The sequence below is a fragment of the Cytobacillus solani genome (genome assembly GCF_006704205.1).
GTDB classification, from domain to species: Bacteria; Bacillota; Bacilli; order Bacillales; family Cytobacillaceae; genus Cytobacillus; species Cytobacillus solani.
The window spans coordinates 1,245,524-1,268,790 of sequence record NZ_CP041305.1; the positions used below are offsets into that span (position 1 = coordinate 1,245,524).

The window sequence follows — 23,267 nt, forward strand, 5'->3', positions numbered from 1 at the left end:
TAAAACGCATAACTATTAGAAAAATTCGAAGCTCACTTGTACAACTTCCAATGTATCGGACAATTATTGGATGATCTCCAGCTTTCCTACTCTCTTCTTTGCAGGGTCCTTCCGCTGGCTAATACTATCCCCCTGAAGGATAATTTGCGGTAATCCATAAACAGGGTGTTGCATCACTATAGGTGCAGTACCATATACTTCCTCAATCAAATCAGTTCGAATGATATCCTCTGGAGATCCAGTTGCTACAACTCTCCCATTATGTAAAAGCAACAATCGATCACAATAGAGGGCAGCTAAATTTAAATCATGCAGAACCGAAATAACTGTCAAATCATCCTCCAGCTGCCATTCCCGAATCCGATCCATTAAGAGTACTTGATGGCCTATATCGAGATAGGTGGTTGGTTCGTCAAGCATCAAGAGCTTTGGCTGCTGTGCCATTGTCTTACCAAGGGCTACTCGCTGCCGCTCTCCGCCGCTTAAGTTTTCAAGTTGGCGATCACTCAAATCATTCAGCCCCATTTTATCGAGAATCGCATCGATAAGCCGATCAATGTCTGTTGTTTCTTCTCCAAGCCAATTTTGAAAAGGAAATCGTCCCATCTCGATTACTTCTCTAACTGTAAATCCAATCGGAGGCAGAGATTCCTGCTGCAAGACAGCCATCCATTTGGCTAGTTCTTTTCGAGTATATTGTTCAATCGGTTTCCGATTAATTTCAATTTTTCCAGTCATTGAAGTTTCCACACCTGACAATAGCTTTAGTAACGTGGACTTTCCGCTTCCATTCGGTCCAATAATCCCCAGGCATTCTCCACGTTTAACTGAAAAGCTAATTTCCTCAAGCACTGACTGGTTGTCAAACCGTTTACTCAGCCTATCGACTTCAATAATCATCCATCAATTCCCCCCTGACATTTGCTTGTTTCTACGAAGCAAGTATGCAAAGAATGGTGCACCAAGAACGGCGGTCACAACCCCGAGTGGAATCTCCGTCGGGCTAAGTAATGTACGGGCAATTGTATCAGCCCAAAGCACGTATATTGCACCGAAGATCACTGTCAAGGGGAGTAATAGTCGGTAATCTGGTCCAACTATTAATCTCACTAAATGCGGGACAACAAGTCCGACAAAGCCAATCGTCCCAACGATCGATACTGCAGCAGCAGTAATTAAGGTGGAAACGATCAATACAACTAGCCGTGTACGCTTAATATTGACACCTAAATGCGCAGCCTGTCTCTCTCCTAATGCGAATAAATTTAATGTTCGTCCATATGATAGCAACACGACAATCCCAATGGCTAAATAAGGCATGAGCACAAAGGTAAATGACCAGCCTCTAAGAGCTAAACTCCCCATTAGCCAAAAGACGATTTCATTCACCACCTGATCGGACATGGACACCATAAAGGAAACAATGGCACCTAAAAAAGCAGAAACAACAACACCAGATAAAATGATGGTTTCTAATTTATACTTTCCTTGTACATTGGCTAATCGGAGCACAACAAGCAAACTGATTAGCCCGGTCACAAATGCAACAAGCGGGATGGTCCAAGTACCAAATAAAATTGTATGAAACCCGAATAAAATTAAGAAAGCTGCACCTACTGCTGAACCAGATGCTACCCCAAGCGTATACGGGTCAGCTAACGGATTGCGCAATACTCCTTGAAAACCAGCCCCAGCAAGTGATAAACACGCTCCAACAAGGATAGCAAGAAACACCCGCGGCAAACGAACTTTTAGAATAATTTGCTCCGATGAGGCCGCCCAGTTTGTCTCTATGACATCTTCTAAAAATGGAAGCTGGTGTAGTATAATTCCCCACACATGCGAAAGAGGCAGATTGGCTGATCCAAGTGACAAACTAACAACCACTGAAAGAAGAAGGAGAACGAAACCCGCTCCCCCCCATAGTGCTAATCTTCTTTTCATTTCTTAAACAAATCCGGATAAATGGCCTCAGCCATTTGTGTAAGTGCATCTGTTATTCTCGGACCAGGTCTAGACATTATATTCCCTTCTATTCCTGTCAAGCTGCTGTCTTGAATGGCTGTAATCTTCTCCCAACCATTTCTTGATGTAATTAGTTCTTCTAGCGGTTTGCCAGACTTATCATCAACAGTACCAGCAGTATACAAAATCACATCTGGGTTATCCTGGATGATTTTTTCTTCATTGATTGCGTTCCAGCCTTCCAAATCTGAGGCAATATTTACTCCTCCGGCCATCGTAATCAATTCATCCATAAATTCACCCTTGCCCACCGTCCAGCCTGGGGAAAATTCGATATATACTTTTTTCTTATCTTCTTCTTTAATAGTTGCAGCTGCTTCTGTTACTGTTTTAATATCTTCCTTCATTTGTGCCACTAGCTCTTCTGCTTTTTGCTGCGTGTCTGTAATGACGCCAATCTGGATAATATTGTTTAAAATATCGTCTATCTTTTTCGGCTCCGTTTTATATAAAGGAAGACTTAACCCACGAAATTTCTCGACAATATCATCTTTCATTGAAATGCCGCCTATCACTAGATCTGGATCGGCCGCGATAATTGCTTCCTCATTCGGCTTTGTTACCCCTCCAACTTTCGGCTTTGTTAACGCTTCTTTAGGGTAATCATCAAAATCTGAGACTCCGTAGATTTTATCGCCCAGGCCTAAAGCAAACAGAATTTCCGTCTCTGACGGAGAAGTGGAAACAATACGCTCAGGTGCTTTTTCAAAAGTTAATTCCAGACCCGTTGCATCCTTCACTGTAAGCGGGTAGACCGTTGCTTTCTCACTTGTTTCGTTTTCGGAACTTCCGTTATTTTCAACTTCTGACGATGCTTTTTGAGCAGAGCTGTCCTTTTCTGCCCTATCATCTCCTGACCCACAAGCACTGATAGTCATCGCTACTAGCATGGTCAATAGTAATGCCAAAAACTTTTTCATACCCATTCCTCTTCCCTTCATTTATGGTTCGAGATGAGCTTGATATCTTGAAGTCTTGTCCTGAACAACGAAAAAAGCCCTGCTTCCATTCGGAAACAAGGCATGCGAAAACCAGACAAATAAAATAAATTTATACTGATTAAGCCTATCCTTTTCCACGAAGGATTTCGTTGGCAAGCTAAATAGGCAGGTTTCCTGGCTTACGGGTAACATGACTTCCTCTCCTTCCCATTCCATATCTGGAACAGTGGTACTGCGAGGTTATCCCCGAATAACAGTGGCGGGACCGCGCCGGATTCACACCGGCTTCCCTTTTAACCTTATCCAACGACAAGGCACCTACTAGCTATGTAAGATTCAATTGGTCAAGCAATATTCTCAACTCGTATTATAGCATTGTTTTGAGTTATTTGAATATGGAGTTTAGACAAGCAAATCAAACGAGTTTGAAAGTCTTATGAAGAAACTAATATATTCGCCATGCTTTTGTGGATATTGGCCGTCATCCTCAAAATATTGGCCGTTCTTTCGAGTATTTTGGCCGTCATCTTCAATATATTGGCCGTCTTTACGATTATATCCGCCATTATCTTCATAAAGAACTAAAGTTAAAAAACGATAAGCTATCAAAACAAAATGAAAAACTAAATAAAGAATGAAAGAGATGTCAACTAAGGTTTCAGCTGTTGAAAGTGCGGAAGCTGAAAAAACGAATCTAAACAAACATATCACAGAGCTGGAATCTAAAAATAAATCGCTAGAAAATGAGGTAAGCAGCTTAAAGGATCAGCTTGCAAGTATGAATACATCAACAGCTAGTTCTAATGCTAATGAATCATCCACTAGCACAACTTCTTCAAGTGGAGGAAGCGAGTACTTTTCAAATTGTACAGAACTTAGACAAGTATATCCAAATGGTGTTTCCTCTGATCATCCAGCTTATCAGTCTAAAATGGACAGAGATAAAGATAATTATGCCTGTGAAAGATAAGAATTGCCCTTTTGGGCTTTTTTAATCAAAGCAAAAAAAAGTGGACGAATCTTTTTATCGTGACTCGCCCACTTTTCTCAATTGCCTTATAATCCTCTATCTGTTGCCATTTCATACTTTGCTGCCTTTTTCTTTAACCATGGCTTAGATAACCAGCGTCTTAGCGCAAAGATTCCACGAATCCATTCATCAAAACCTTGAGCTATCCAAATTCCAAGTAACCCTAATCCAAAGATAATTCCGAAAAGGTAGCTAAATATGACCGCGACTCCCCACATGCAAATAATGCCTATAACAACAGGGAAACGAACGTCGCCGACAGATTTTAAAGACCCCATCAATACAATATTCATCGCACGTCCAGGTTCAATAAATACAATGGCCCAGAGAACAGGGAGTCCAATCGAAATAATGCTAGATTCGTCTGTAAACACGGCTAATACTGGCTCGCCAGTAAGGGCAATTGCTAGCGACACAACTAACGAAACAACCATCGATATTTTTAATGTCTTAAGTCCTCGTTTTAAGGTTCTATCATAGTCCTTCGCTCCAATATAACGCGCAATCAGCAGCTGAGTCCCTTGTGCAATCGCCATGGTGAATAAATAGCAGAGCATAGAAAGATTAATAATATACACACGAGCCGCCAGCGCATCGTCTCCAATCATGGCAACAAAGCTTGTGATCACAATTTGCGAAAGCTGGTAGGAAAGATTTTCTCCAGCTGAAGGAATCCCGATGTGAAAGATTTCCTTAGTATCTGTTTTACTAATAGAAAAAATATCTTTTATAGAAAACTTTAAATATAAAATTTTATAAACAAAGTAAAGCAAAGCTAGAACGAGAAATATCCTCGCAATAATGATAGAATACGAAACGCCTGCAACCCCTGTTACTGGTATACCAAACCAGCCTTTAATTGCAATAAAGTAACCTGTAACACTTATAATATTCATCATGACCGTCATAACCATTGCTTCTTTTGTATGACCATAGCTGCGTAAAACAGCACTCAATGCAAGGGAAATAGCTTCAAGTACGAGCGAGCAGCCTGTAGTGGTTAGAAATGTAAGAGCAAAATCATAAATCTCCCCACTTAACCCGTAAAATCGTAAAAACACATCACCAAACAATACAACAACAACAGTCATCACGACGCCAACCCATAAATTTATACCAAAAGCGGAACGCGCAAGCTGGCGTGCCCGTTTCAATTGGTTTGCACCTAAATTTTGACCAATTAAAATCATTGCCCCAATGACAGTTACATTAAAAATTAAGATAAAGATATTAATAATCTGATTAGCTACCCCAACACCCGCAACAGCCTTATCCGAATATCCACTTAAAATTAATGTCGCAATAATCCCAACACTCATATGCAGAGAAATTTCAATAAATAACGGCCATGTAATACTAAACAATGATTGATTTTGGTACTTGTTATTTTCGCTTGACAATAGTTAAACCTTCTTTTCTAAGAGAATATGAAATTTAGTTTACCTAAATTTCGTATAAAAGGAAATAGACAAGATTATTGAAACTGCCTCATAGAATGGTTCTGCAAGACAAAAGATAGTAATAGGAAAAGGAAATTGTCTCATAGGACGGTTCTATGAGACTAAAGGTAGTGATAGGAATAAGAAACTGTACCATAGAATGGCTCTTGCTTATTTTAAGCATGTTACTATTTATTTGTGGTACTTGATATTATATTTTTCATTCCAAATTATATTACCCTTTTACTTCTAATTCCTTTAACGTATTCGAGCAGATGCGTAGGTCAATTGAGCATCATAGGTAAATATTTTATTTTCCTAAAAATAAAATGGCTCAGTTTATTAGAAACTGAACCATTTTAAATCTCTCTCTTTTCATTTTTATTGCTGGAAATTCTTATAATAACCATCTTTTTTTATTTTGTTATCTGTTATGCAAATTTCTTTAAGCGTCCTACAAGAGGAACTACAATTATACCTGCTATTACGACCTGCATAATGTTTCCGGGAATAGAACCAAATGGAAGTACCCAGTTACCATAAATAATTACTTCGGTAAAATAGTAGCCAACAACTTTTATTATAAGTGCAGCTGCAACTGCTAAAGAGTTAACTAGGACTCTTTTGCCAGGTGCTTTTTCGGAAATAAATCCAGCTAAAAAGCCCATTAAACCAACAATGATAAATGTAAATGGTGCCCATACTGCCCAGCCAGATATAAGATCAAAGAATGCCATTCCAAAGGCACCTGCTATAGCACCTGTTTTTTTTCCGTAAACCAAAGCTGCTATGAATAGTGGCACGTTGCCCAGATGGATTAGACCACCGTTCCCCATAATTGGGAGCTTTATGTTAATGAACATCGTGGCTACCAAAGTTAATGCAATGAAAAGTGCATTAATGACTAAGGCTTTTGTTTTAGTTGTTTCTGTCGGAACGAATGATGTATTCATATGATAAACCTCTTCTTTTTTAAAAAAATAATATCATACAAACATATAATTAATAAATGGGAAAAACTATTAATTATTTTCATATTTGTATATTAGTTAATAGCTACTGACTTGAATCCAAATTACAGTTCTCCTGCTTTTAAAAAAAAGAAAGAAGAGCCAGCGATGGAAATGCAGACTCTTCTTCTATTTTAAGTCATTTTACAAGGCTGAATGTTCTGAATGTTTATGCCCTATTGCTACTTATGGTAAAGGTCTAGTCGGTCTATCTCCGCCAGCTTGTGCAACGGCAGCCGTTATTGTCACTGTGTTCTCACCGTATGTGACAGTTATATCTGTAATCCCAGCTGCCTTACCCAAGATAACACCATCCTTAACCGTTGCAACCTTTTCGTTGGCGACTTTATAGGTAGCTTTGGCTGTTACATCTTCTTCAGTTGTTTCATCACCAATTGTTGTTACTTCTGTGATTTTCACACTGCCTGTCTCGCCTTCATTAATGAGAATGTAGTTCTTTTCAGCCTTCAGGCTAACAGTTTTTTCTGGTTCAGGTTCACCTTTAACCACTGTCACGGCTACCGTTGCGGAGTTTTTGCCGTAAGTAATTGTAACCGTTGTTTCACCAGTAGCTTTCGCCTTAATGACCCCTGCTTCTGCAGTTGCGATTGACTCATCGGCTACTGAATATGTGGCTTTAGCTGTTACATCTTCTTCAGTAACTTCGTCGCCATCCTTCGTTGTTTGGGTTACTTTAATCGCCTCCGTTTGGCCTTCTTTAATCGTTACTGCTGATTTATCGACGGATAGGCTAATTTCTGGCTCTGAACCTGGCTCTCCATCAACAACAGTAACAGCTACTTTCACTTCGTTTTTGCCATATGAGACTGTAACAGTTGTTTTACCCGCAGCTTTTGCAGTAATGACACCAGCTTCTGCTGATGCAATTGCTTCATCTGCCACTGTATAAGTAGCTTTAGCTGTCACATCTTCATCCTTTGATTGGTCGCCATCTTTCGTTGTTTGTGTTACTTTTACTGTTGCGTTTTTACCTTTTTCAATTGTTACATCTGATTTGTCTACTGATAGGCTGATTTCAGCTGCATCTACAGTGAAGTCTGCTTTGCCTTTGTTTCCAGAAGCATCTTCTACATTTACTGTAACTGTTTCTGCTTCTTCAGTTAGTTCGATTTCAAATGAACCGTCTTGGTTTAATGTTAATGGTACTGCCGTGCCCGCCTTACCATCTTTTGTGATGACATAAGAAGCCTTAAGTTTTGTATTGAGGTCGTAATGAAGCCCATACGGTTTTAGGACATCATTGTAGTCAATGTACTTATCTGTTACTTGGCCGGTCAATTTATTCTCTGCCACTTTACCCTCAATTTCAGGTTTTGTTGATTTTACAATAATTGGGCCAACATAATCACTGAGTACGTTTCCTGATGCTGCCTGTGCATTATAGTCAATTGTATAAAGTCCATCAGGAATGTTTTCTGCCCCAGTTCCTCCCCAAGGACGATATTGTCCATTGATGCCTAATTGATAAGAGCCTGCGCCTAATGAGTTAGCTGCATGTAAGTAGCCAATATAGCCATCGCCATATTCTCCGCCCTCAGGATTTTGAATATCCCAAATTTCAATATAGTTAGCTAGGACATCTCCTGTAATGGTGAAGTAAAGCATAGCAGAATCTTTTATTCCGTCCCCATTAAAGGATAGATCTGTTTCTGTAATTCTCATATCTTTTATTTCAACGGCTGGTGCTCCACCAAAGTCAGCAGCAAATGGCAAGGATACATGATTTTCGCCACCGTTAACATGGATATAGCCTAAGTATTCGTCTCCCGCTTTTGCTGCAGCGTTTTGCGAAGCTGTTAATGTTACGTTTAATAGCTGTTCGCCATTTGGCGCTAATGTAAAGGACGACTTGTCAATTGATAATGCTGCATCAGCAAATGACTTTGTTACGTCCACCTCCACACTGAAGTTTCCACCCGCTCCTTTAAGGTCTTTCACACGAATTTGCTTCGTAACTGAAATGTCATTGTCCAGTTTTTGCGGACCAAATGTCACGGTTCCTTTCAGGTTTGGCACAATTTCACCGCTTGCATCAAGCACAGCTTCATCCTCTGCATAAGCAAGTACACTTGGGAATGCTGCAGCATAGGCATCCACACGTCCTGCCCCTTGTGAAAAGACATCATATTTGCTTGTATCTAGGATGTTTGCAGTATTAGAAAGGGCTACTTTTACATCAAACGCATCCCAAGTTGGGTTAGCTTGTTTGATTAGTGCGGCAATTCCAGCGATATGTGGTGTTGCCATTGACGTTCCTGTAGAACGATCATAAGATTCTTCATAGCTTGCTTCAGGGAAATCCCATTTGTAAGCTGGTACAGAAGACATGATATTCGTTCCAGGTGCTGTTACATCTGGTTTAATATCAAAGTTCGGTGTGGACGGGCCACGTGAACTAGAATCATTGACTTCATCACCTTCAGAGCGCTCCTGGTCGAAGTTACCGAATGTGACAGTACCTTTTCCTGCCTTAAGTGCCTCACGAATAGCCGTTCCATCTGTTGTAGACATATCGATTGACGGAATGAATGCAAATGAATCACCTAAAAATACATCTGATACGCCTGGTGCATTCGTTCCACCTGAGGAGTTATGAATAATTGTTGCGACTGCACCGTTTTCCTTTGCATTGGCAATTTTATCAACGAATGCAATATCCCCACGGGCGATGAGAGCAACCTTTCCTTCTACATCAATGCCGTTAAAGTCAGCCTTATTACCTACTCCTGGGATAGCAACAAGCTCAAACTCTCCAGCTAATTGATTCTGTAACTCTTGTCCAAATGTTGTACCCATGAACTTCAATTGTTTAGCAAAGCTATAGTCGTTACCAACTTTAACCGTTACTTCCCCATTGTATTGCGTTTCTGGATTTGTCGAGTTTCCAACCGCAATTCCAAGACGAGCTGTTGATGGAGTTCCCATTGTCCCACGGTTTGGTCCATCGTTACCTGTTGCGATGACAGAGATCACTCCAGCCATCATGGCATTGTTAATCGCAAATGATCCTCCGTCCGTTTCTGAGTTAGGGCCACCACCAAGTGAAAGGTTAATAACATTCATTTTTTCATTAACTGCATGTTCGATGGCTGCGATAATTCCTGACGACGATCCGCTTCCATATGCTCCAAGTACGCGGTAAGCATATAGGTCGATTTCAGGGGCAATTCCTTTAATTCCATATTCATTGGCACCAATAGCAGCAATTGTTCCTGCAACGTGTGTGCCGTGATCCGTATAGAAGGCACGACCCTGTGCATTAAATTCTGGCTGGTTAGCCGGGCGCTCTTTCGGTGAAGTTTCACGTGCATCATCATCTGCTCGTTCGCGAGTATAAGTAGAGCTATTCGGAATAAAGTTTTTTCCACCCTTATAAATTCCTTGGAATTCTGGGTGGTCCGGATCTATCCCTGTATCAAGTACAGCAACTTTGATTCCCTTTCCTTTGTACCCCTTATCCCAAAGCTTCTCAATCCCTAGGAAGGAGATGCTTGTATTCATCTTTGCCTCATAATCTACTACCTTTTCAAGGTCAGATGATGAATCCGTTGGCTTCTTATCATCTAATGCATGAACGATTGCATCTGGTTCTACTAATGTAATACCTGTAATTTCTAGAAGTTTTTTGAGGTCATCCGCTTTTACTTTGGCAGCAAAGCCGTTAAGAACAGTATCATAGGCAAAGCCTTTATCAAATGAGATGCCCTTAACTCTCATTTCTCTATCGACAGATGCTTGCTGTCTCGTTATTTTACTGCGGATTTGTGAAAGCTGTGAGTTTGATAGTGTTTTTCCTTTTAGCTCTCCAATCCCTTTTTCTAGTGCTACAGGCTTTTCCGATAGGTGAATGATAACTGGAATCTTTTCAGCACCTGATTTATCCTGTAAATCTTTATGCAGCTGTGGTAACCCTTCAGAGGCCTCCAGTTGTTCTGCGATTGCTGCCTTTAGCAGCATGTTTCTTTCACTCTGTTGCTGTTGCTTGAATGCTTTCTGCTCGGTAGTTTTTGTTCCCGTTTCTGTTTCTGTCGCCGATACAGGCATTACTAGTGATAAAACCATAATAAAAGCTAGAATACTACTAAATAGCTTTGTAAACTTTCTTTTCCCCAATTGACTTCCTCCTTCTCCTCTTTTGTCCGTTTTGACGAACACTATTAATCTATTCACTTCCCTAAGAATTAGAATCTATTTCATTCTCTAAAGTTAAAGAATGAAGAGATTTGATGCAAAAGTTTTCAGCCTCCCCTTCATTTTTTATTTACCAGTTACAATAATTCTCACACCTCCAATTGTTCTTCATAAAGAACACAATGGTCAAAAAAATGAAATGAACGTAAATTCGTTTCATTTAATTGAATTATACAACAATATTCCGAAAATAAAAACATTAAAACGAATGTTTTTTTCTTTATTAAGAACACACAAGTCGTATATAGTCAGAAAGACTTATTTCTTTCTTATCAGGCGCTTTTTCTTGATTTGTAACGCCAATTTTCAACACTAGATTTACTTAATGCTAATTACCCCATTAATTTCTAATTCTTGGATAGAGTATGGTTGTGTTTTTATAAAAAAATCGTTAAAATTAACATTGCGTTCACTATTAAGAACAATAAGACTTAAACTTGCTTCACTCCCCCCTTAATGAATGCTGAATATCTGAATTACAAATTAGAAAAGCTGATAGAGGAGGAAAAAGGATTTTGCAAAAGTATCATTGAATGTTCTTTTCTATTTTCCTTGAATAAAGATAATGATGGTTGTGTTTTTCACTAGGTTATTCCTATTCTCTATAGATTTAAGAAAGTGGAAAGGACCTAATTATAATAATAGGAGGATGATACAATGAACAAAAAGAAGTTAATTGGCTGCATCCTGACAGGGGTATTATCAGTTGGGATTGTTGGTGGGATGGGAGTATCGGCATTTGCGGCGGCTACTCAGGAAAACGATAAAGTGAAGCAATCTGCAAAAGATGTATCGGATACTTTAACGCAAGAAAGGATTCAAAAGATTAAGGATGAGCTTAAAGCACTCAAAATTACTTTCCCTGAAGAAGTGGATAAAGATGTATTTCTTGCTAATTTAGATCCAGCTACAAAGGAAAAATTAGAAGCCATTGCTGAACAATTAAAAAGGAATAAGTTGACATCAGGAGAAGCATTAGAGATTAGGAAACAAAGAATTAACCTTCCGAAACAAGAAAAAGGAACCGAAAAATTCACGAATATAGATGCGGAAACACAGGCAAAAGCAAAGGAGATTTTGGAAAAAGTAATAGCCGGTGCCATGACAAACGATGAAGCTATCACACAGCTAGAAAAGCTAGGAATTCCACTTCCTAATCTAGAAGAAATACGCGACCTGCTTGCTCATTTAGCTGGCCAAAAGCTTACCGATAAGACTGAAAGTTCTAAAGTTAGACCTCCAAGGCCTTAAGAGAAAAAAAGATAACCACTTGTTTTTTCAATCTACAAAAGTATTATTCCGGTTGTATTCGTTTAATTGTATGTTTAAAACTTTACACCAATAAAAAGGCGATTTCCATTTAACCAAATGGAGACCGCTTTTTTTATCCGGGGATCGAGCCGAAATTATTTTGTTATTCCGGTAGACGGATCGTCAAAAGGCAACCGCCCAGAGGGTTAGCTGCCTTTCTTTAAAATGAGTTGTGCTACACACTCCACGTGCATCGTCATCGGAAACATGTCCACCGGCTGTACCTCAATCGTTTGATACCCGCCATCTTCCAATATCCGCAAATCCCTTGCCAATGTCCCTGGATTACAGCTGACATAAACAACCTTTTTAGGCTTCATATCAATAATCGTTTGCAAAAGGGCTTCATCGCAGCCTTTTCGCGGCGGGTCAACGACTAGTACGTCTGCACTATTGCCTTCACTGTACCATTTAGGAATGACGGTTTCTGCTTCTCCCACAGCAAACTCTGTATTTGTAATGGCATTAAGTTCTGCATTTCTTTTTGCATCTTCAATGGCCTCTGGTACAATTTCAACACCGAATACTTTTTTTGCTTTTTGGGCGAGAAATAGGGAAATCGTGCCGATTCCGCAGTAGGCGTCGATGACATTTTCTTCTCCGTTTAGGTCAGCGTATTCCAGTGCTTTTTCGTATAATACTTTTGTCTGCTCTGGATTGACCTGGTAGAAAGATCGCGCAGAAATAGCGAATTTTATGTTGCCGATGAAATCGTAAATGACTTCTTCTCCCCAGAGGACATTTGTTTTGTCACCAAAAATGACATTCGTTTTTTTCGAATTGACATTTTGGCAAATCGATTTCACTCCTTTAATGCAGGAAACGATTTCTTCGATGATCTTATTTTTATGAGGCAAATCCTTTGTTCTTGTAACAAGGACAATCATCACTTCCCCTGTAACAAGTCCATAACGCGCCATGATATGACGCAGGTCGCCTTTATTCCTGCTTTCATCATAGGCACGGACACCATAGCGGCTGCAAATTTCTTTCACCGCTTGTACGACTTCATCATTTTTTTCCTGTTGGATGATGCATTCCTTCATGTCGATAATTTGATGGGTGCGCTGCTGATAAAATCCTCCGATCAATCCACCTTCCTGCTCACCTATAGGAACTTGTGCTTTGTTTCGGTATCGCCAAGGAGTCTTCATGCCAAGGACAGGATGAACCTTCACATTCTCAAGCTTGCCTATGCGGGTTAACACATCTCTTACTTGCTTTTCCTTCGCTTTCAGCTGTCCCTCATAGCTTAAATGCTGGAGCTGGCAGCCACCGCATTCCTTGTAAATAGGACAGGGGGCTTCTACTCGATAAGGACTTTCTACGTACGTTTCAATTAACCGGCCAAAGCCGTACCCCTTATTTGCCTTTATCACCTTTATCTTTGCTTTTTCCCCTGGAAGGCCATTTGGCACAAACAATGGATAGCCGTCAACCTTCGCTACGCCTGCTCCTTCATGGGTTAAATCTTCAAAGACAACATCTATATAATCATTTTTTTGTACGGGTATTGTTTTATTCATTATTTTCTTCCTTTGCTTGTGAATGACTAGAGAAAGTGTATCACAAATTGTGCAGGAATACGAAATGCTGTTATTAGAAGCTTTATGTCATTTGCAAATATATTCAAGCATTTGCAAAAAAGCGTCGACTTTTTGCAAAAATATCTTAAATATTACTTACAAAGCCAGTTTTTTCGTAAATAGTCTTCGATTTCTGCAAGAATCCCTTTGAAATCGCAAAAAAATATATGTTTTCTTACAAATAAAAAGCCCACTCCTATTCAGAGCGAGCCTCTTCTTTTCTCCATTCATCAGGTAAATCTTGTTCACGAATTTTATTTATTGGAACGAAGACATTTAGGTGCCTGTACAAATTAACAAATTCTGCAGGCAGCAGTCCGCCAAATTCACCGTCCAAATTGAGCTGAACCTTTTCTTTTGAATGTACTTTAATCCGGTTTGCCTGGGTGTAGATAACATGTGGATCATTTACATGCTCTCCGCGTATCGCTAATGTAGCTATACGAATAAAATCGGCAAGGTTTGTCTTCTTCAATATCAATAAAGAGAATAGCCCATCATTGATCGATGAATCGGGTGCTAGTTTTTCAAATCCTCCGACAGAGTTCGTTAAGCCAACGAGGAAAAGCATCGCCTCTCCTTCAAATAGCTTTCCATCATATTCAATACTTACTTCTGTCGAACGGATGGATGGAAGCATTTCAATTCCCTTTAAATAATAAGCGAGCTGGCCGATCATAGTTTTCAGCTTGCTTGGCACTTCGTATGTTAATTCTGTCAGCCGGCCGCCGCCAGCAATATTAATAAAGTATTTGTCATTAATGCGTCCAATATCAACAGGAATCGTGTCTCCCTGAACAATAATTTCTGTGGCTGCTACAACATCCCTCGGTATATGAAGAGCTCTCGCAAAGTCGTTTGTTGTTCCAGTAGGAATAATTCCAAGCTTCGGACGATATTCTTGTTCAGCAAGTCCATTGACGACCTCATTGATCGTCCCATCTCCACCTGCTGCAATTACAAGATCGTACCTGCGTTCTACCGCAACCCGCGCTGCCTCTGTTGCATCCCCTTCACATGTCGTTGCATGACAGGAAGCTTCATATCCCGCGATCTCTAATCTTTGCAAAACTTCTGGCAAATGCTTCTTAAATAACTCTCTGCCTGAAGTTGGATTATAAATTATTCTTGCTCTTTTCATCGCCCATCATCCTATTATTCATCTTAATGTTTTTTATTTCCGTTTTCCCATCATTTAACATCATAACTAAATGGATTGAACTTATCAATTTTTATGCAATTTAACCATAAGGTGAATTATACCCTAAATTACTCTATCCATTCACTAGAAAAATACCCGAATCTTTATCCGGGTACACTTCTATTTTTTATTAATCAACAGTACTAAAACTTAACTGATAGCTATTCGTTATTGTAAGGCTATGTTCACCTTTGCCCGTTTGGAATGTCGCAAGCTTAATGACAGGCTCTTCATATGGATGCTCGCCCTGCTTTTCTTCTGTCATCTTCCACATTTCACGATTGCCATGAAATTCTTGTACGTCTGTTGCTGTCACTTTCACATCACTGCTGTTCTGAAGCTGAACAGACAAGTTGGAAGCTTGATCGATGGTCCAATCGCTTATAAGCGTACGCGGCTTGAGGGTGATTGTATTATCATTCCCATTTACTTCAAGCTTTACATCATTAGGAATGAGGAGTGTGGCAGACATATCCTCATATCTATCAAAAGGTCCAGCTGTTTCACTTGGTAAACCTTTTATCTTCACATAAAGGGTATCGCCTTTCTCCTGAATGGATACATACTCCTCTGCATTTGATAGTAACTTTTCCTTCTTCCCTAATAAAGCTCTGTATGTCCCAAACATCGAGACTTCTTTCGCTGATGTGCCTTCAATCGTTAATGGATAGTGTCCTGTATCTTCTACCACTACTCTTTGAACTCCTTCGCTCAGCTGCTTTTCAAGAGCTGGCAGATCCATCGTTCTCTCTTCTCGTTTTAGCACATCATCGATCTTGTCCATAATGCCTGTTGAACTAAGTAACGCAAAGCCAATACCAACTGTACCAAGAATACCAACAAAGAAAATGCTTAGAAAATCATATTTTAAAAACGGCTTCTCCTGCCTTGATAGAAATAAGAAAAGTAATATTTCAACCCCGAGAACAACCAATATGATTGGCCACCAAGAAATCATTACGTGCATAAGGTCCATTCCGAAAAATTGAGATAATAGAAGAAAAATTCCGAGAAAAAGGAGCGAAGCCCCCATAGAAAACGTCCCGACACGCCATGTCCTCATTAAAATCCCGCCTTTCTATATTTAAATAACTGGCATAATTCGTTGTTCAGAACTCTACTCATCCTGCAATTCAACTTTCTTCTCCCGTTTGCCAAATAGAAGCTTTAAGCCCCCGCCAATTAAGAGAATACAAACAACACCTGTTTGGAAGTAGCGATCAAACCAATATCTAATATCAATATCTATCATGTCATAAATCATCGGTGAAATAACTGGCAGCAAAATGCTTGTTGTTAAATAATATAATCCAAGCAGGACTAGCCCGATGCCAATCCACTTTTGCTGATTAATAAAATATGAAATAATTGGTGTATCGTCCATCGGCTCATCACCGTATTTAGAAGCCTTTTGCAATCCATCAAAGAAGCTATAGAACCAAATGATAGGAATTAAGAACAAGAAAATTCCTAATCGCAATACATCCAATATATAAATCGAGAATAGAAAAGCTGCCATCAGTTGAATGCCACGTTGCTGCAGTCCAAGATATAGATGACCTGCTCCTGGGAAAATCGACAAGAACGTCGCAATCGCTTTGCTTTTCTTGCCATCCTCTCTTCTCGTTTCGAAATCATCGAGGATTGTTCGGTCAACAAGCGTTTCTCCTTGCTGCTTGCGATTCAATTGCTGCATGGCATCAAAGAAGCCATACACCCAAATAACAGGCAGGATTGCTAGAAATACTAGGAATTCGCCACGATGAGTTAATGCCGTTACAAATAGTACCATAACCCCTAATCCTAGGAATGCAGTCAGCAATGTCATCCCGCGATTCATTAATCCTAGTTGAAAATGGCCAATCCCCGGAATAAATGATAAGAGGAGAGTACGGAATCTTTCATACTCGAAATCATTCGCCGGTGACGCACTAGGTTCAGCCAGCACCTTTTTATGTTGAAAAAGCTTTGATGCGGTGATGCCTGTATCAACTAAATTAATAATATAAAGAATCACTCCTAATACAAAAATGGCAAATCCCACTTCTCCCTCTCCGTTTACAAATGCTAATAGGAAGACGGAAATCAGGAAAAATTCCCCGAACATATAAGCAATTCCCCGTAAAACTTTCCCTAAATAGAGCAGCCCTCCACCTGGAAAAAATGCCAATATAAAGGCAATAATTGGATTTTTCATCGTTATCTGCCTGCCTCCTTATTTTTCATTTCTAAGGAATCCATCCATGCAAAGGTTTTATCAACAAGACCTTGTGTCATTGATGGTTCTTCCTGAAGATTAGGATTCTGCACATTTTCAGCATATTGTGTAATTGACTGAAATACACCTGTAGTCATTAATAGAATCGTCACTGCCGCAGCAATCGAATAATGGAAAAAAGCGGATTGATAGATGGACTTTTTCTTTTGTCCCGTCTGCGGCTTCTGCGCTATCTCCATCTTTACATCCGCAATTTGAGCCATGACAAGATCAGTAAAGTCTGCCCCATTTGAAATGATTGGTAACTCATCTTCCTCCGCCTCAACCGCCATTAGATAACTTTCCAAACATTGGTCACAGCTATAAAGATGATTCTCATAATCCTCCCGGACATCTTTATCCAACTCATTCTTCACGTATTTCATCCACTCTTGCTCTGAATAATGCATCATGAAAAGTCGTCCTCCTTCCAATGCTTTTTCATCCATAGACGCGCACGGTAAAGCTTCGTCTCTATCGTTTTGATTCCAACATTCTGTTCCTCAGCCATTTGCTGATAGCTTTTTTCAGCTATATAAAAATCATAGATCACATGACGATAATTTGCAGGCAGCTCATTTAGCTTTTTATGCACAAGAGTCCGCCTTTCTTTATTAATGATTTCAGCTTCCACACTTTCACTTTGGCTTCCCTGAAAATCATATTCTACTATTTCCAGCGTGTCTTCCTGCCTTCGATCACGTTTTCTTTTAACATCAATTGCGTGATTTACGGCAATTCTTGTTATCCATGTTTTAAAGCCTTGATCCTCATATTGGGGGAGAGAGGTATAGATCTTTAAAAACACTTCTTGTGCAGCATCTTCCGCTTCTTTCTGATCTCTTAGCACGGCAAAAATCGTCCGGAACAAATCATTGCGATACTTTTCGACCAGTAAGCGAAAGGCATGGTCATTGCCGCTCTTCACTTTTTGGATAAGAACTTGGTCGCTAATCTCTCTCCCCCCCTTTCTTATAGCTTCCACCTTAATAGACGAAGAAAAGAGATTGTATCCCTACACTGAAATTAACTTTTTTATTATTTTTTTGTGCAGCTCTTTCAAACAGTAAAAAACGCCAGGAAGAATAATTATTCCTAAGCGTTTCTATCATACATTATTCGCAGTTTTCATTACTTTTTTACCCACTTCAATTAAACCAAATATAAAAACCTAATGCAATGAATGATATGATGGTAACAATAATATATATTAAAGAAAGATTGGTTGTATTTCTTTTTGAGGAGCTTCCGTAATTCTCATCTCCTCTTTTCATAAAAACAATGGTGAATACACCTGCAAGTGCCGTCAAAATAATAACTAAAATAATGGCTATTAACATCAGTACACCTCAATTACTTATAGTTACTTTCTATTATACTTCCAATTTTAATTAATGCACCCACTTAACCCATAACATGATAGAATGAAGCTAAACTTACAGAAAAGCGCAAGCACCTTGATCATCGCCGTACAAACTGGAAGGGTTCTTCCTTTCGATAAAGGAAACACGGTGAGCGAGAGCGAACCGATGCTGACTCAATCGTTGCGGAGGAGACCTGAAGTTTGATAGGCGATAGGGGCTGGAGCTAGACAATTCTCATATTCGGAAAAAATATACTTACTATAAAAAAGGATGATAGGATGACTCTATTACTTTTTCTAATTGCTTATTTACTTGGTTCCATCCCAACAGCACTTCTTGTAGGCAAGTATGCATTTAATATAGATATTCGTGAGCATGGGAGCAACAATCCAGGAGCAACGAACACATTAAGGGTACTCGGAAAAAAAGCCGCCATCGTCGTGCTGCTAATTGATGTCAGCAAAGGGGTGCTTGCTGCATCATTGCCTGCTTTGCTGGAAGTAGATATTGACCCGCTATTGCCGGGACTTATCGCTGTCGTCGGCCATTGCTTTCCGATTTTTGCAGGCTTTCGCGGCGGAAAAGCCATCGCGACAACTGCAGGTGTCTTGCTTGTGACGAACATCTGGATGTTTTTAGCCGCTTATCTTGCTTTTATTTTTGTTATATTTGTTACTAAGTATGTTTTTTACGGTTCCCTTACTGTGGGACTAACCCTATTGTTTTACTCATTTTTTACACCAGGTCTCGAATATGAACTCATATTTTCTATCTTTCTTTTATTGTTAATTTTTCTCCACCGCTCAAATATTAACAATTTCATTCATCACTTAGAGCCGAAAATTAATGACAAGAGCTTGAAGGATGACCGCATCCCGCCGAAGATTAACCGAGTATAAGAGATTCCCGAATATTGGACTAGCCAATACTCGGGTTTTCTTATTTCTTTGACTTAAATGCCCCGCGGTATTTAGCTTCGCGCAGCTCAAATGCATAGGCTTCCCAATTCGGTAAACCCATTTCTTCCGCAATCGCTAATTCCTTTTCGACATCATATGGTACCCGAACAATTTCAATTGAAAAAGGAGCTGGGGCAGCGGATAAGTATTCCCCATGCAGAATGGCATATGTTGCTTGCGGAATATCAAGAGAGTTCCCGACACTTCCACAATTGAACAATGTTTTATATGGATGAACAGGTTCAATTAATGCAGCATGTATGTCCCCATATCCAACGACATCAGGGACCTTTCCTTCTTCATTTCCGATGATCCACTCTGTATTTTCGAACATGGCTAGTTTTTCCTCATACGAATCTCTCATCGGAACGACCCGATGATAAATACTTTTTGCAGAGGCATGATAAAGACGAACATATTTGCCGCTCATATAAAAATCATAGTGAAAGGGTAGTGTTCCTAAATAGGCGAGGGAATCCTCACTTAACTGATCCTGATGCCACTCAACCTCTTCAAACTCAACTGGCTTTTGAATAAAGTCATCCCAATTCCCCAATATTACTACATCACAAACTTCACGAATCCGCTCTACTGACCGTTGTGAATTCGGACCCTTTCCAATCAAATCACCTAAACAAAAGATAGTATGTATTCCCCGATTTTTAATATTTTCTAATACCGCTTCTAATGCAGTTACGTTTCCATGAATATCTGAAATAACAGCGATGCTTCCCACCTGTTCTCCTCCTTAACTAATTATCTATGCTTTCTCCAACCGCTTATACTTCCCCTTTATTTTATATATAAAAAAAAGTAATATCAGTCGGCATACTGAACTAGCCTTTTTAAGGGTAGGCTTAATAAATTTGTTTCATTTTACCTTTTTCGCAAAAGATATTTTTCGTAGAGGTTAATTTCCGCTCCAGTTGCTCGCTTTCCGTGGGGTGGGCGGTGAGCCTCCTCGTCGCTGGCGCTCCTGCGGGATCTCACCTGTCCCACTACTCCCACAGGAGTCTCGCACCTTACGCTCCAATCAACTAAGTATTTTTGAAATAGTATTCCTCTTACAATTGATACAAAAAACACTCCTTTTGAAAAAAGCCTAATTCTCAAAATTAGAAACCTCCTGCAACCTAATCTAGTAGGTGGTTTTAAAGTTTCATTATAGGATAACAAATAATTAATAATCCGCATCTTATAATAAGCAATTTCGGTGTTTAGTACTCATAGAAAAATATTTAAATTCCCCTCCTTGAACTTCTTCTAATACTATATTAAAAGTTTTATAAGCAAGGTCATATTGTTGTTGAGTAATCCATTTATTGTTAAGTGCCTCTTCTAATTCATCTTTATCTTTTTGAATCACTTCACCAGTAGGAAATACAATTAAATCTAAAAATAAATCATCCATATAAGGCATATTATTTTCTACACCATTCTCATATGTGATATCTATGTACCATTGAATAATTTCTCCAGCCCCATTAAACATTGTCGTAATTGCATAATGTTCATTCAACGGCAATTGTTGTAACCAGGAATAATTATTGTCAACAATACAAATCTCTTGTTCTAAATGTTTAGTTATAAGTGGCTGAGATACCTCATGCATTTGAATAAGTGAAATATAACCCACAAAATCATTATCTTTGATTTCTTTTTCCTTGTAGGTTCTTTTAATAATTCTACTCCAATCTTCCCTATGCAAAAAACGTCTTTTCAACATATATTCTCCTTTACTGCCCTTTTGTTTATTAAACAACAAATCTAAGTGAAGGTTTTCAAGCCCATTTAGTTTTTTTAAGAAGAATAACTAAAGTTGATTTTTTCTATTCCTATATATATGGTAAACTAACTACAGGCTTTTTTGCCCTATTCTATTTAATCAAGGAGACGGATTATGTCAAAAGTATTTGTATTCGGTCATAAAAACCCTGACACAGATTCCATCTGTTCAGCCATTGCTTATGCAGAATTAAAAACGAAACTAGGCGTTGACGCAGAGCCTATTCGCTTAGGACAAATAAATGGAGAAACAAACTATGCTTTAGATTACTTCAAAAAAGAGGCACCTCGTTTCGTTGAGGCCGTTTCTAATGAGGTTAGTGAAGTTATCCTTGTGGATCATAATGAATTCCAGCAAAGTGCGGATGACATCCGTGATGTGAAGATTCTTGAAGTAATTGACCACCATCGCATCGCAAACTTTGAGACAAGCGATCCATTATATTACCGTGCAGAACCAGTTGGATGTACAGCTACCATTTTGAAAAAAATGTATAAAGAAAATGGAGTGGAAATTAGTAAAGAGACAGCTGGATTAATGCTTTCTGCTATCATCTCTGATTCCCTTTTATTTAAATCACCAACTTGTACGGAAGAAGACGTGGCAGCCGCTCGTGAACTAGCTGAAATGGCTGGTGTGAATGCAGAGGAGTACGGGTTAGCTATGCTAAAAGCAGGTGCTGACCTTAGCGACAAGACACTTGAAGAGCTCATTTCTCTTGATGCAAAAGAATTCCAAATGGGCAGCTTCAAAACGGAGATTGCACAAGTAAATGCGATTGATTTAAACGATGTATTAAGCCGTAAAGATGAACTTGAATCGATTCTTTCAGATGCAGTAAATAAGAAGGGACTAGATTTATTCCTTTTTGTTCTAACAGACATCCTTAACAGTGATTCAGTTGTTATCGCTATTGGCAGCGAAACAAAAGCAGTAGAAGAAGCTTATAATGTAACACTTGAAAACAACAGTGCCCTTTTAAGAGGCATTGTATCCCGTAAGAAACAAATTGTGCCAGTTCTTACGAAAGTATTGGCTGAAAAATAATACACAAAAATGAGGAGTAGCCAAAATGGCTGCTCCTTTTTCATCTTTCTGCCAGAAGTTCCTCCATCAATTGTTTGACTGTCGTTTCCTTCGCCATTCTTACACCTTGCCCAGCCCATAGAGACATGAATTCTGGCTGTTTCAGCATGGCAGCTTTCTTTCTGATAGAGGCTGTCAGATCATTTTGAAGTGGAAACGGCATACTCATCTGATCAGCCATCTCATGAATAAATCGATTGCCAATTCCTCGAGCAAGTTTCCCTGAAAATGCCTTTGTAAAGGTTGTTTGTTCTTCCGTGCTATTCAAGAGTGTTTGCTTATATATCTCTGCTGCTCCACTCTCCTTACATGTTAAAAAAGCTGTGCCGAGCTGGACTCCCTTTGCGTCTAAAGCCATTGCTGCAGCAATTCCTCTTGCATCCATAATGCCGCCTGCTGCAACGACAGGTGTGTGAACAGCATCAGCTACTTGAGGAATGAGAGCCATTGAACCAACCAATCCGCTATCTTCCTCATGAAAGGTTCCACGATGGCCTCCAGCTTCACTCCCTTGAGCCACAATAATGTCCACACCGCTCTCTTCAAGCTCCCATGCTTCCTTTACATTTGTAGCTGTTCCCACAATAACTGTTCTGTTCTTCCTAAGCTCTGTCATGACCTCTTTATTTGGTATTCCAAAGGTAAAGCTGGCAACTGGCACCCTTTCCCTGAGAACTTGCTCTATTTGATTCTCATATAGGGTCTTGTAGTTTTTCACTTGATTGCTGACCGGAGCTTCAATTCCTAATTCTTTTCCAAATTGATTTAATAGGACTGTCATCGCTGTTAATTCTTTTTCATCGAAGTGAACTTCCCTCTCATTTGGAATAAATAAATTCACACCGAAGGGCTTAGCTGTTAAACTTCTAATCTGTTTGATTGCTTCTTTGATCTCCTCAGGGTTCATATACCCCGCGCCAAGATTCCCCAGTCCGCCGCAGTTTGATGTTTCGCTTATTAATTCAGGGGTTGTGATTCCTCCTGCCATCGGGGCTTGAAAAATGGGATAGGCAATATTAAGCATTTCCGTTAACTCATTTCGCTGCCAGATCAATGATCA

General features: G+C 39.5%; 20 protein-coding genes, 1 pseudogene and 1 riboswitch. Of the genes and pseudogenes, 4 read left to right on the plus strand and 17 right to left on the minus strand.

Translation table 11 applies throughout. The features are described from left to right. Positions 1-63: 63 nt before the first annotated feature. The 3 genes from FI644_RS06305 to FI644_RS06315 are packed head-to-tail and all read right to left on the minus strand — an operon-like array spanning position 64 to position 2,945. Positions 64-900, minus strand: coding sequence for a heme ABC transporter ATP-binding protein (locus FI644_RS06305; RefSeq protein ID WP_082446481.1), 837 nt, complete (start codon positions 898-900; stop codon positions 64-66). A 3-nt stretch (positions 901-903) separates the two neighbouring features. Further along, positions 904-1,944 (minus strand): FecCD family ABC transporter permease, encoded by a 1,041-nt coding sequence (locus FI644_RS06310; RefSeq protein WP_053479249.1) that lies wholly within the window; start codon positions 1,942-1,944, stop codon positions 904-906. Then, positions 1,941-2,945, minus strand: coding sequence for an ABC transporter substrate-binding protein (locus FI644_RS06315; RefSeq protein ID WP_053479250.1), 1,005 nt, complete (start codon positions 2,943-2,945; stop codon positions 1,941-1,943). The genes FI644_RS06310 and FI644_RS06315 overlap by 4 nt, the downstream gene beginning before the upstream one ends. 168 nt (positions 2,946-3,113) lie before the next feature. Then, a riboswitch (cobalamin riboswitch) is annotated at positions 3,114-3,302 on the minus strand. Positions 3,303-3,807: 505 nt separating this feature from the next. On the opposite strand from FI644_RS06315, the pseudogene FI644_RS26765 reads away from it, so the two are divergent. Next, positions 3,808-3,936, plus strand: a pseudogene (locus tag FI644_RS26765) (excalibur calcium-binding domain-containing protein); the annotation flags it as partial. Positions 3,937-4,022: 86 nt separating this feature from the next. Here FI644_RS26765 and FI644_RS06325 read toward each other — a convergent pair. The 3 genes from FI644_RS06325 to FI644_RS06335 form a co-directional block, all read right to left on the minus strand. Continuing rightward, the gene (locus tag FI644_RS06325) at positions 4,023-5,396 is read right to left on the minus strand and encodes an MATE family efflux transporter (protein WP_142108171.1); all 1,374 of its coding nucleotides are present in this window, start codon (positions 5,394-5,396) and stop codon (positions 4,023-4,025) included. Positions 5,397-5,866: 470 nt separating this feature from the next. Then, on the minus strand, positions 5,867-6,388 hold the full coding sequence (locus tag FI644_RS06330; protein WP_053479254.1) for an ECF transporter S component: 522 nt from the start codon (positions 6,386-6,388) through the stop codon (positions 5,867-5,869). A 243-nt stretch (positions 6,389-6,631) separates the two neighbouring features. Next, positions 6,632-10,579, minus strand: a complete 3,948-nt coding sequence (locus FI644_RS06335) for a S8 family serine peptidase (RefSeq protein ID WP_142108172.1) — start codon at positions 10,577-10,579, stop codon at positions 6,632-6,634. 735 nt (positions 10,580-11,314) lie between these two features. Here FI644_RS06335 and FI644_RS06340 point away from each other — a divergent pair. Continuing rightward, a complete protein-coding gene (locus tag FI644_RS06340; protein ID WP_053479256.1) occupies positions 11,315-11,908 on the plus strand; it encodes a hypothetical protein in 594 nt (197 codons plus the stop codon). 206 nt (positions 11,909-12,114) lie between these two features. Here the strand turns inward: FI644_RS06340 and rlmD are convergent, their stop codons facing one another. The 7 genes from rlmD to FI644_RS06375 form a co-directional block, all read right to left on the minus strand. After that, on the minus strand, positions 12,115-13,494 hold the full coding sequence (rlmD, locus tag FI644_RS06345; RefSeq protein ID WP_142108173.1) for a 23S rRNA (uracil(1939)-C(5))-methyltransferase RlmD: 1,380 nt from the start codon (positions 13,492-13,494) through the stop codon (positions 12,115-12,117). Between the two features lie 256 nt (positions 13,495-13,750). Continuing rightward, positions 13,751-14,695, minus strand: a complete 945-nt coding sequence (locus tag FI644_RS06350) for a diacylglycerol kinase (RefSeq protein WP_053479258.1) — start codon at positions 14,693-14,695, stop codon at positions 13,751-13,753. 190 nt (positions 14,696-14,885) lie between these two features. Continuing rightward, entirely contained in the window at positions 14,886-15,818 is a 933-nt protein-coding gene (locus FI644_RS06355) for a hypothetical protein (RefSeq protein ID WP_053479259.1), read from the minus strand. Positions 15,819-15,872: 54 nt separating this feature from the next. After that, positions 15,873-16,952 (minus strand): hypothetical protein, encoded by a 1,080-nt coding sequence (locus FI644_RS06360; RefSeq protein WP_142108174.1) that lies wholly within the window; start codon positions 16,950-16,952, stop codon positions 15,873-15,875. A gap of 2 nt (positions 16,953-16,954) precedes the next feature. Then, positions 16,955-17,425: an anti-sigma factor gene (locus FI644_RS06365; RefSeq protein ID WP_053479261.1), complete on the minus strand. Its 471-nt coding sequence runs from the start codon at positions 17,423-17,425 to the stop codon at positions 16,955-16,957. Then, positions 17,422-17,997, minus strand: coding sequence for an RNA polymerase sigma factor (locus FI644_RS06370; RefSeq protein ID WP_053479262.1), 576 nt, complete (start codon positions 17,995-17,997; stop codon positions 17,422-17,424). Before FI644_RS06370 ends, FI644_RS06365 begins: the two co-directional genes overlap by 4 nt. A gap of 163 nt (positions 17,998-18,160) precedes the next feature. Next, positions 18,161-18,352, minus strand: a complete 192-nt coding sequence (locus tag FI644_RS06375) for a hypothetical protein (protein ID WP_053479263.1) — start codon at positions 18,350-18,352, stop codon at positions 18,161-18,163. Between the two features lie 302 nt (positions 18,353-18,654). Here FI644_RS06375 and plsY point away from each other — a divergent pair, with 302 nt between their 5' ends. After that, positions 18,655-19,275 (plus strand): glycerol-3-phosphate 1-O-acyltransferase PlsY, encoded by a 621-nt coding sequence (gene plsY, locus FI644_RS06380; protein ID WP_053479264.1) that lies wholly within the window; start codon positions 18,655-18,657, stop codon positions 19,273-19,275. 40 nt (positions 19,276-19,315) lie between these two features. On the opposite strand, the gene FI644_RS06385 is transcribed toward plsY, so the two are convergent. The 3 genes from FI644_RS06385 to FI644_RS06390 all read right to left on the minus strand — a co-directional run bounded on the left by FI644_RS06385 (position 19,316) and on the right by FI644_RS06390 (position 21,061). After that, on the minus strand, positions 19,316-20,071 hold the full coding sequence (locus tag FI644_RS06385) for a metallophosphoesterase family protein (RefSeq protein ID WP_142108175.1): 756 nt from the start codon (positions 20,069-20,071) through the stop codon (positions 19,316-19,318). A gap of 140 nt (positions 20,072-20,211) precedes the next feature. After that, on the minus strand, positions 20,212-20,448 hold the full coding sequence (locus FI644_RS26270; RefSeq protein ID WP_181758183.1) for a hypothetical protein: 237 nt from the start codon (positions 20,446-20,448) through the stop codon (positions 20,212-20,214). 82 nt (positions 20,449-20,530) lie between these two features. Continuing rightward, the gene (locus tag FI644_RS06390; protein ID WP_075209075.1) at positions 20,531-21,061 is read right to left on the minus strand and encodes a ribonuclease FAU-1 family protein; all 531 of its coding nucleotides are present in this window, start codon (positions 21,059-21,061) and stop codon (positions 20,531-20,533) included. A gap of 174 nt (positions 21,062-21,235) precedes the next feature. Between FI644_RS06390 and FI644_RS06395 the strand changes: the two genes are divergently transcribed. After that, positions 21,236-22,168: a manganese-dependent inorganic pyrophosphatase gene (locus FI644_RS06395; RefSeq protein ID WP_142108176.1), complete on the plus strand. Its 933-nt coding sequence runs from the start codon at positions 21,236-21,238 to the stop codon at positions 22,166-22,168. Between the two features lie 40 nt (positions 22,169-22,208). Here the strand turns inward: FI644_RS06395 and FI644_RS06400 are convergent, their stop codons facing one another. Next, positions 22,209-23,261, minus strand: a complete 1,053-nt coding sequence (locus FI644_RS06400; RefSeq protein WP_142108177.1) for an NAD(P)H-dependent flavin oxidoreductase — start codon at positions 23,259-23,261, stop codon at positions 22,209-22,211. Positions 23,262-23,267: the final 6 nt, after the last annotated feature.

Bases quoted from the DNA above. Each gene is read 5' to 3' on its own strand.
- FI644_RS06305 (WP_082446481.1), bottom strand. From the start codon at position 900: ATGATTATTGAAGTCGATAGGCTGAGTAAACGGTTTGACAACCAGTCA.
- FI644_RS06310 (WP_053479249.1), bottom strand. From the start codon at position 1,944: ATGAAAAGAAGATTAGCACTATGGGGGGGAGCGGGTTTCGTTCTCCTT.
- FI644_RS06315 (WP_053479250.1), bottom strand. From the start codon at position 2,945: ATGAAAAAGTTTTTGGCATTACTATTGACCATGCTAGTAGCGATGACT.
- FI644_RS06330 (WP_053479254.1), bottom strand. From the start codon at position 6,388: ATGAATACATCATTCGTTCCGACAGAAACAACTAAAACAAAAGCCTTA.
- FI644_RS06340 (WP_053479256.1), top strand. From the start codon at position 11,315: ATGAACAAAAAGAAGTTAATTGGCTGCATCCTGACAGGGGTATTATCA.
- rlmD (WP_142108173.1), bottom strand. From the start codon at position 13,494: ATGAATAAAACAATACCCGTACAAAAAAATGATTATATAGATGTTGTC.
- FI644_RS06350 (WP_053479258.1), bottom strand. From the start codon at position 14,695: ATGAAAAGAGCAAGAATAATTTATAATCCAACTTCAGGCAGAGAGTTA.
- FI644_RS06355 (WP_053479259.1), bottom strand. From the start codon at position 15,818: ATGAGGACATGGCGTGTCGGGACGTTTTCTATGGGGGCTTCGCTCCTT.
- FI644_RS06360 (WP_142108174.1), bottom strand. From the start codon at position 16,952: ATGAAAAATCCAATTATTGCCTTTATATTGGCATTTTTTCCAGGTGGA.
- FI644_RS06365 (WP_053479261.1), bottom strand. From the start codon at position 17,425: ATGATGCATTATTCAGAGCAAGAGTGGATGAAATACGTGAAGAATGAG.
- FI644_RS06375 (WP_053479263.1), bottom strand. From the start codon at position 18,352: ATGTTAATAGCCATTATTTTAGTTATTATTTTGACGGCACTTGCAGGT.
- plsY (WP_053479264.1), top strand. From the start codon at position 18,655: ATGACTCTATTACTTTTTCTAATTGCTTATTTACTTGGTTCCATCCCA.
- FI644_RS06390 (WP_075209075.1), bottom strand. From the start codon at position 21,061: ATGTTGAAAAGACGTTTTTTGCATAGGGAAGATTGGAGTAGAATTATT.
- FI644_RS06395 (WP_142108176.1), top strand. From the start codon at position 21,236: ATGTCAAAAGTATTTGTATTCGGTCATAAAAACCCTGACACAGATTCC.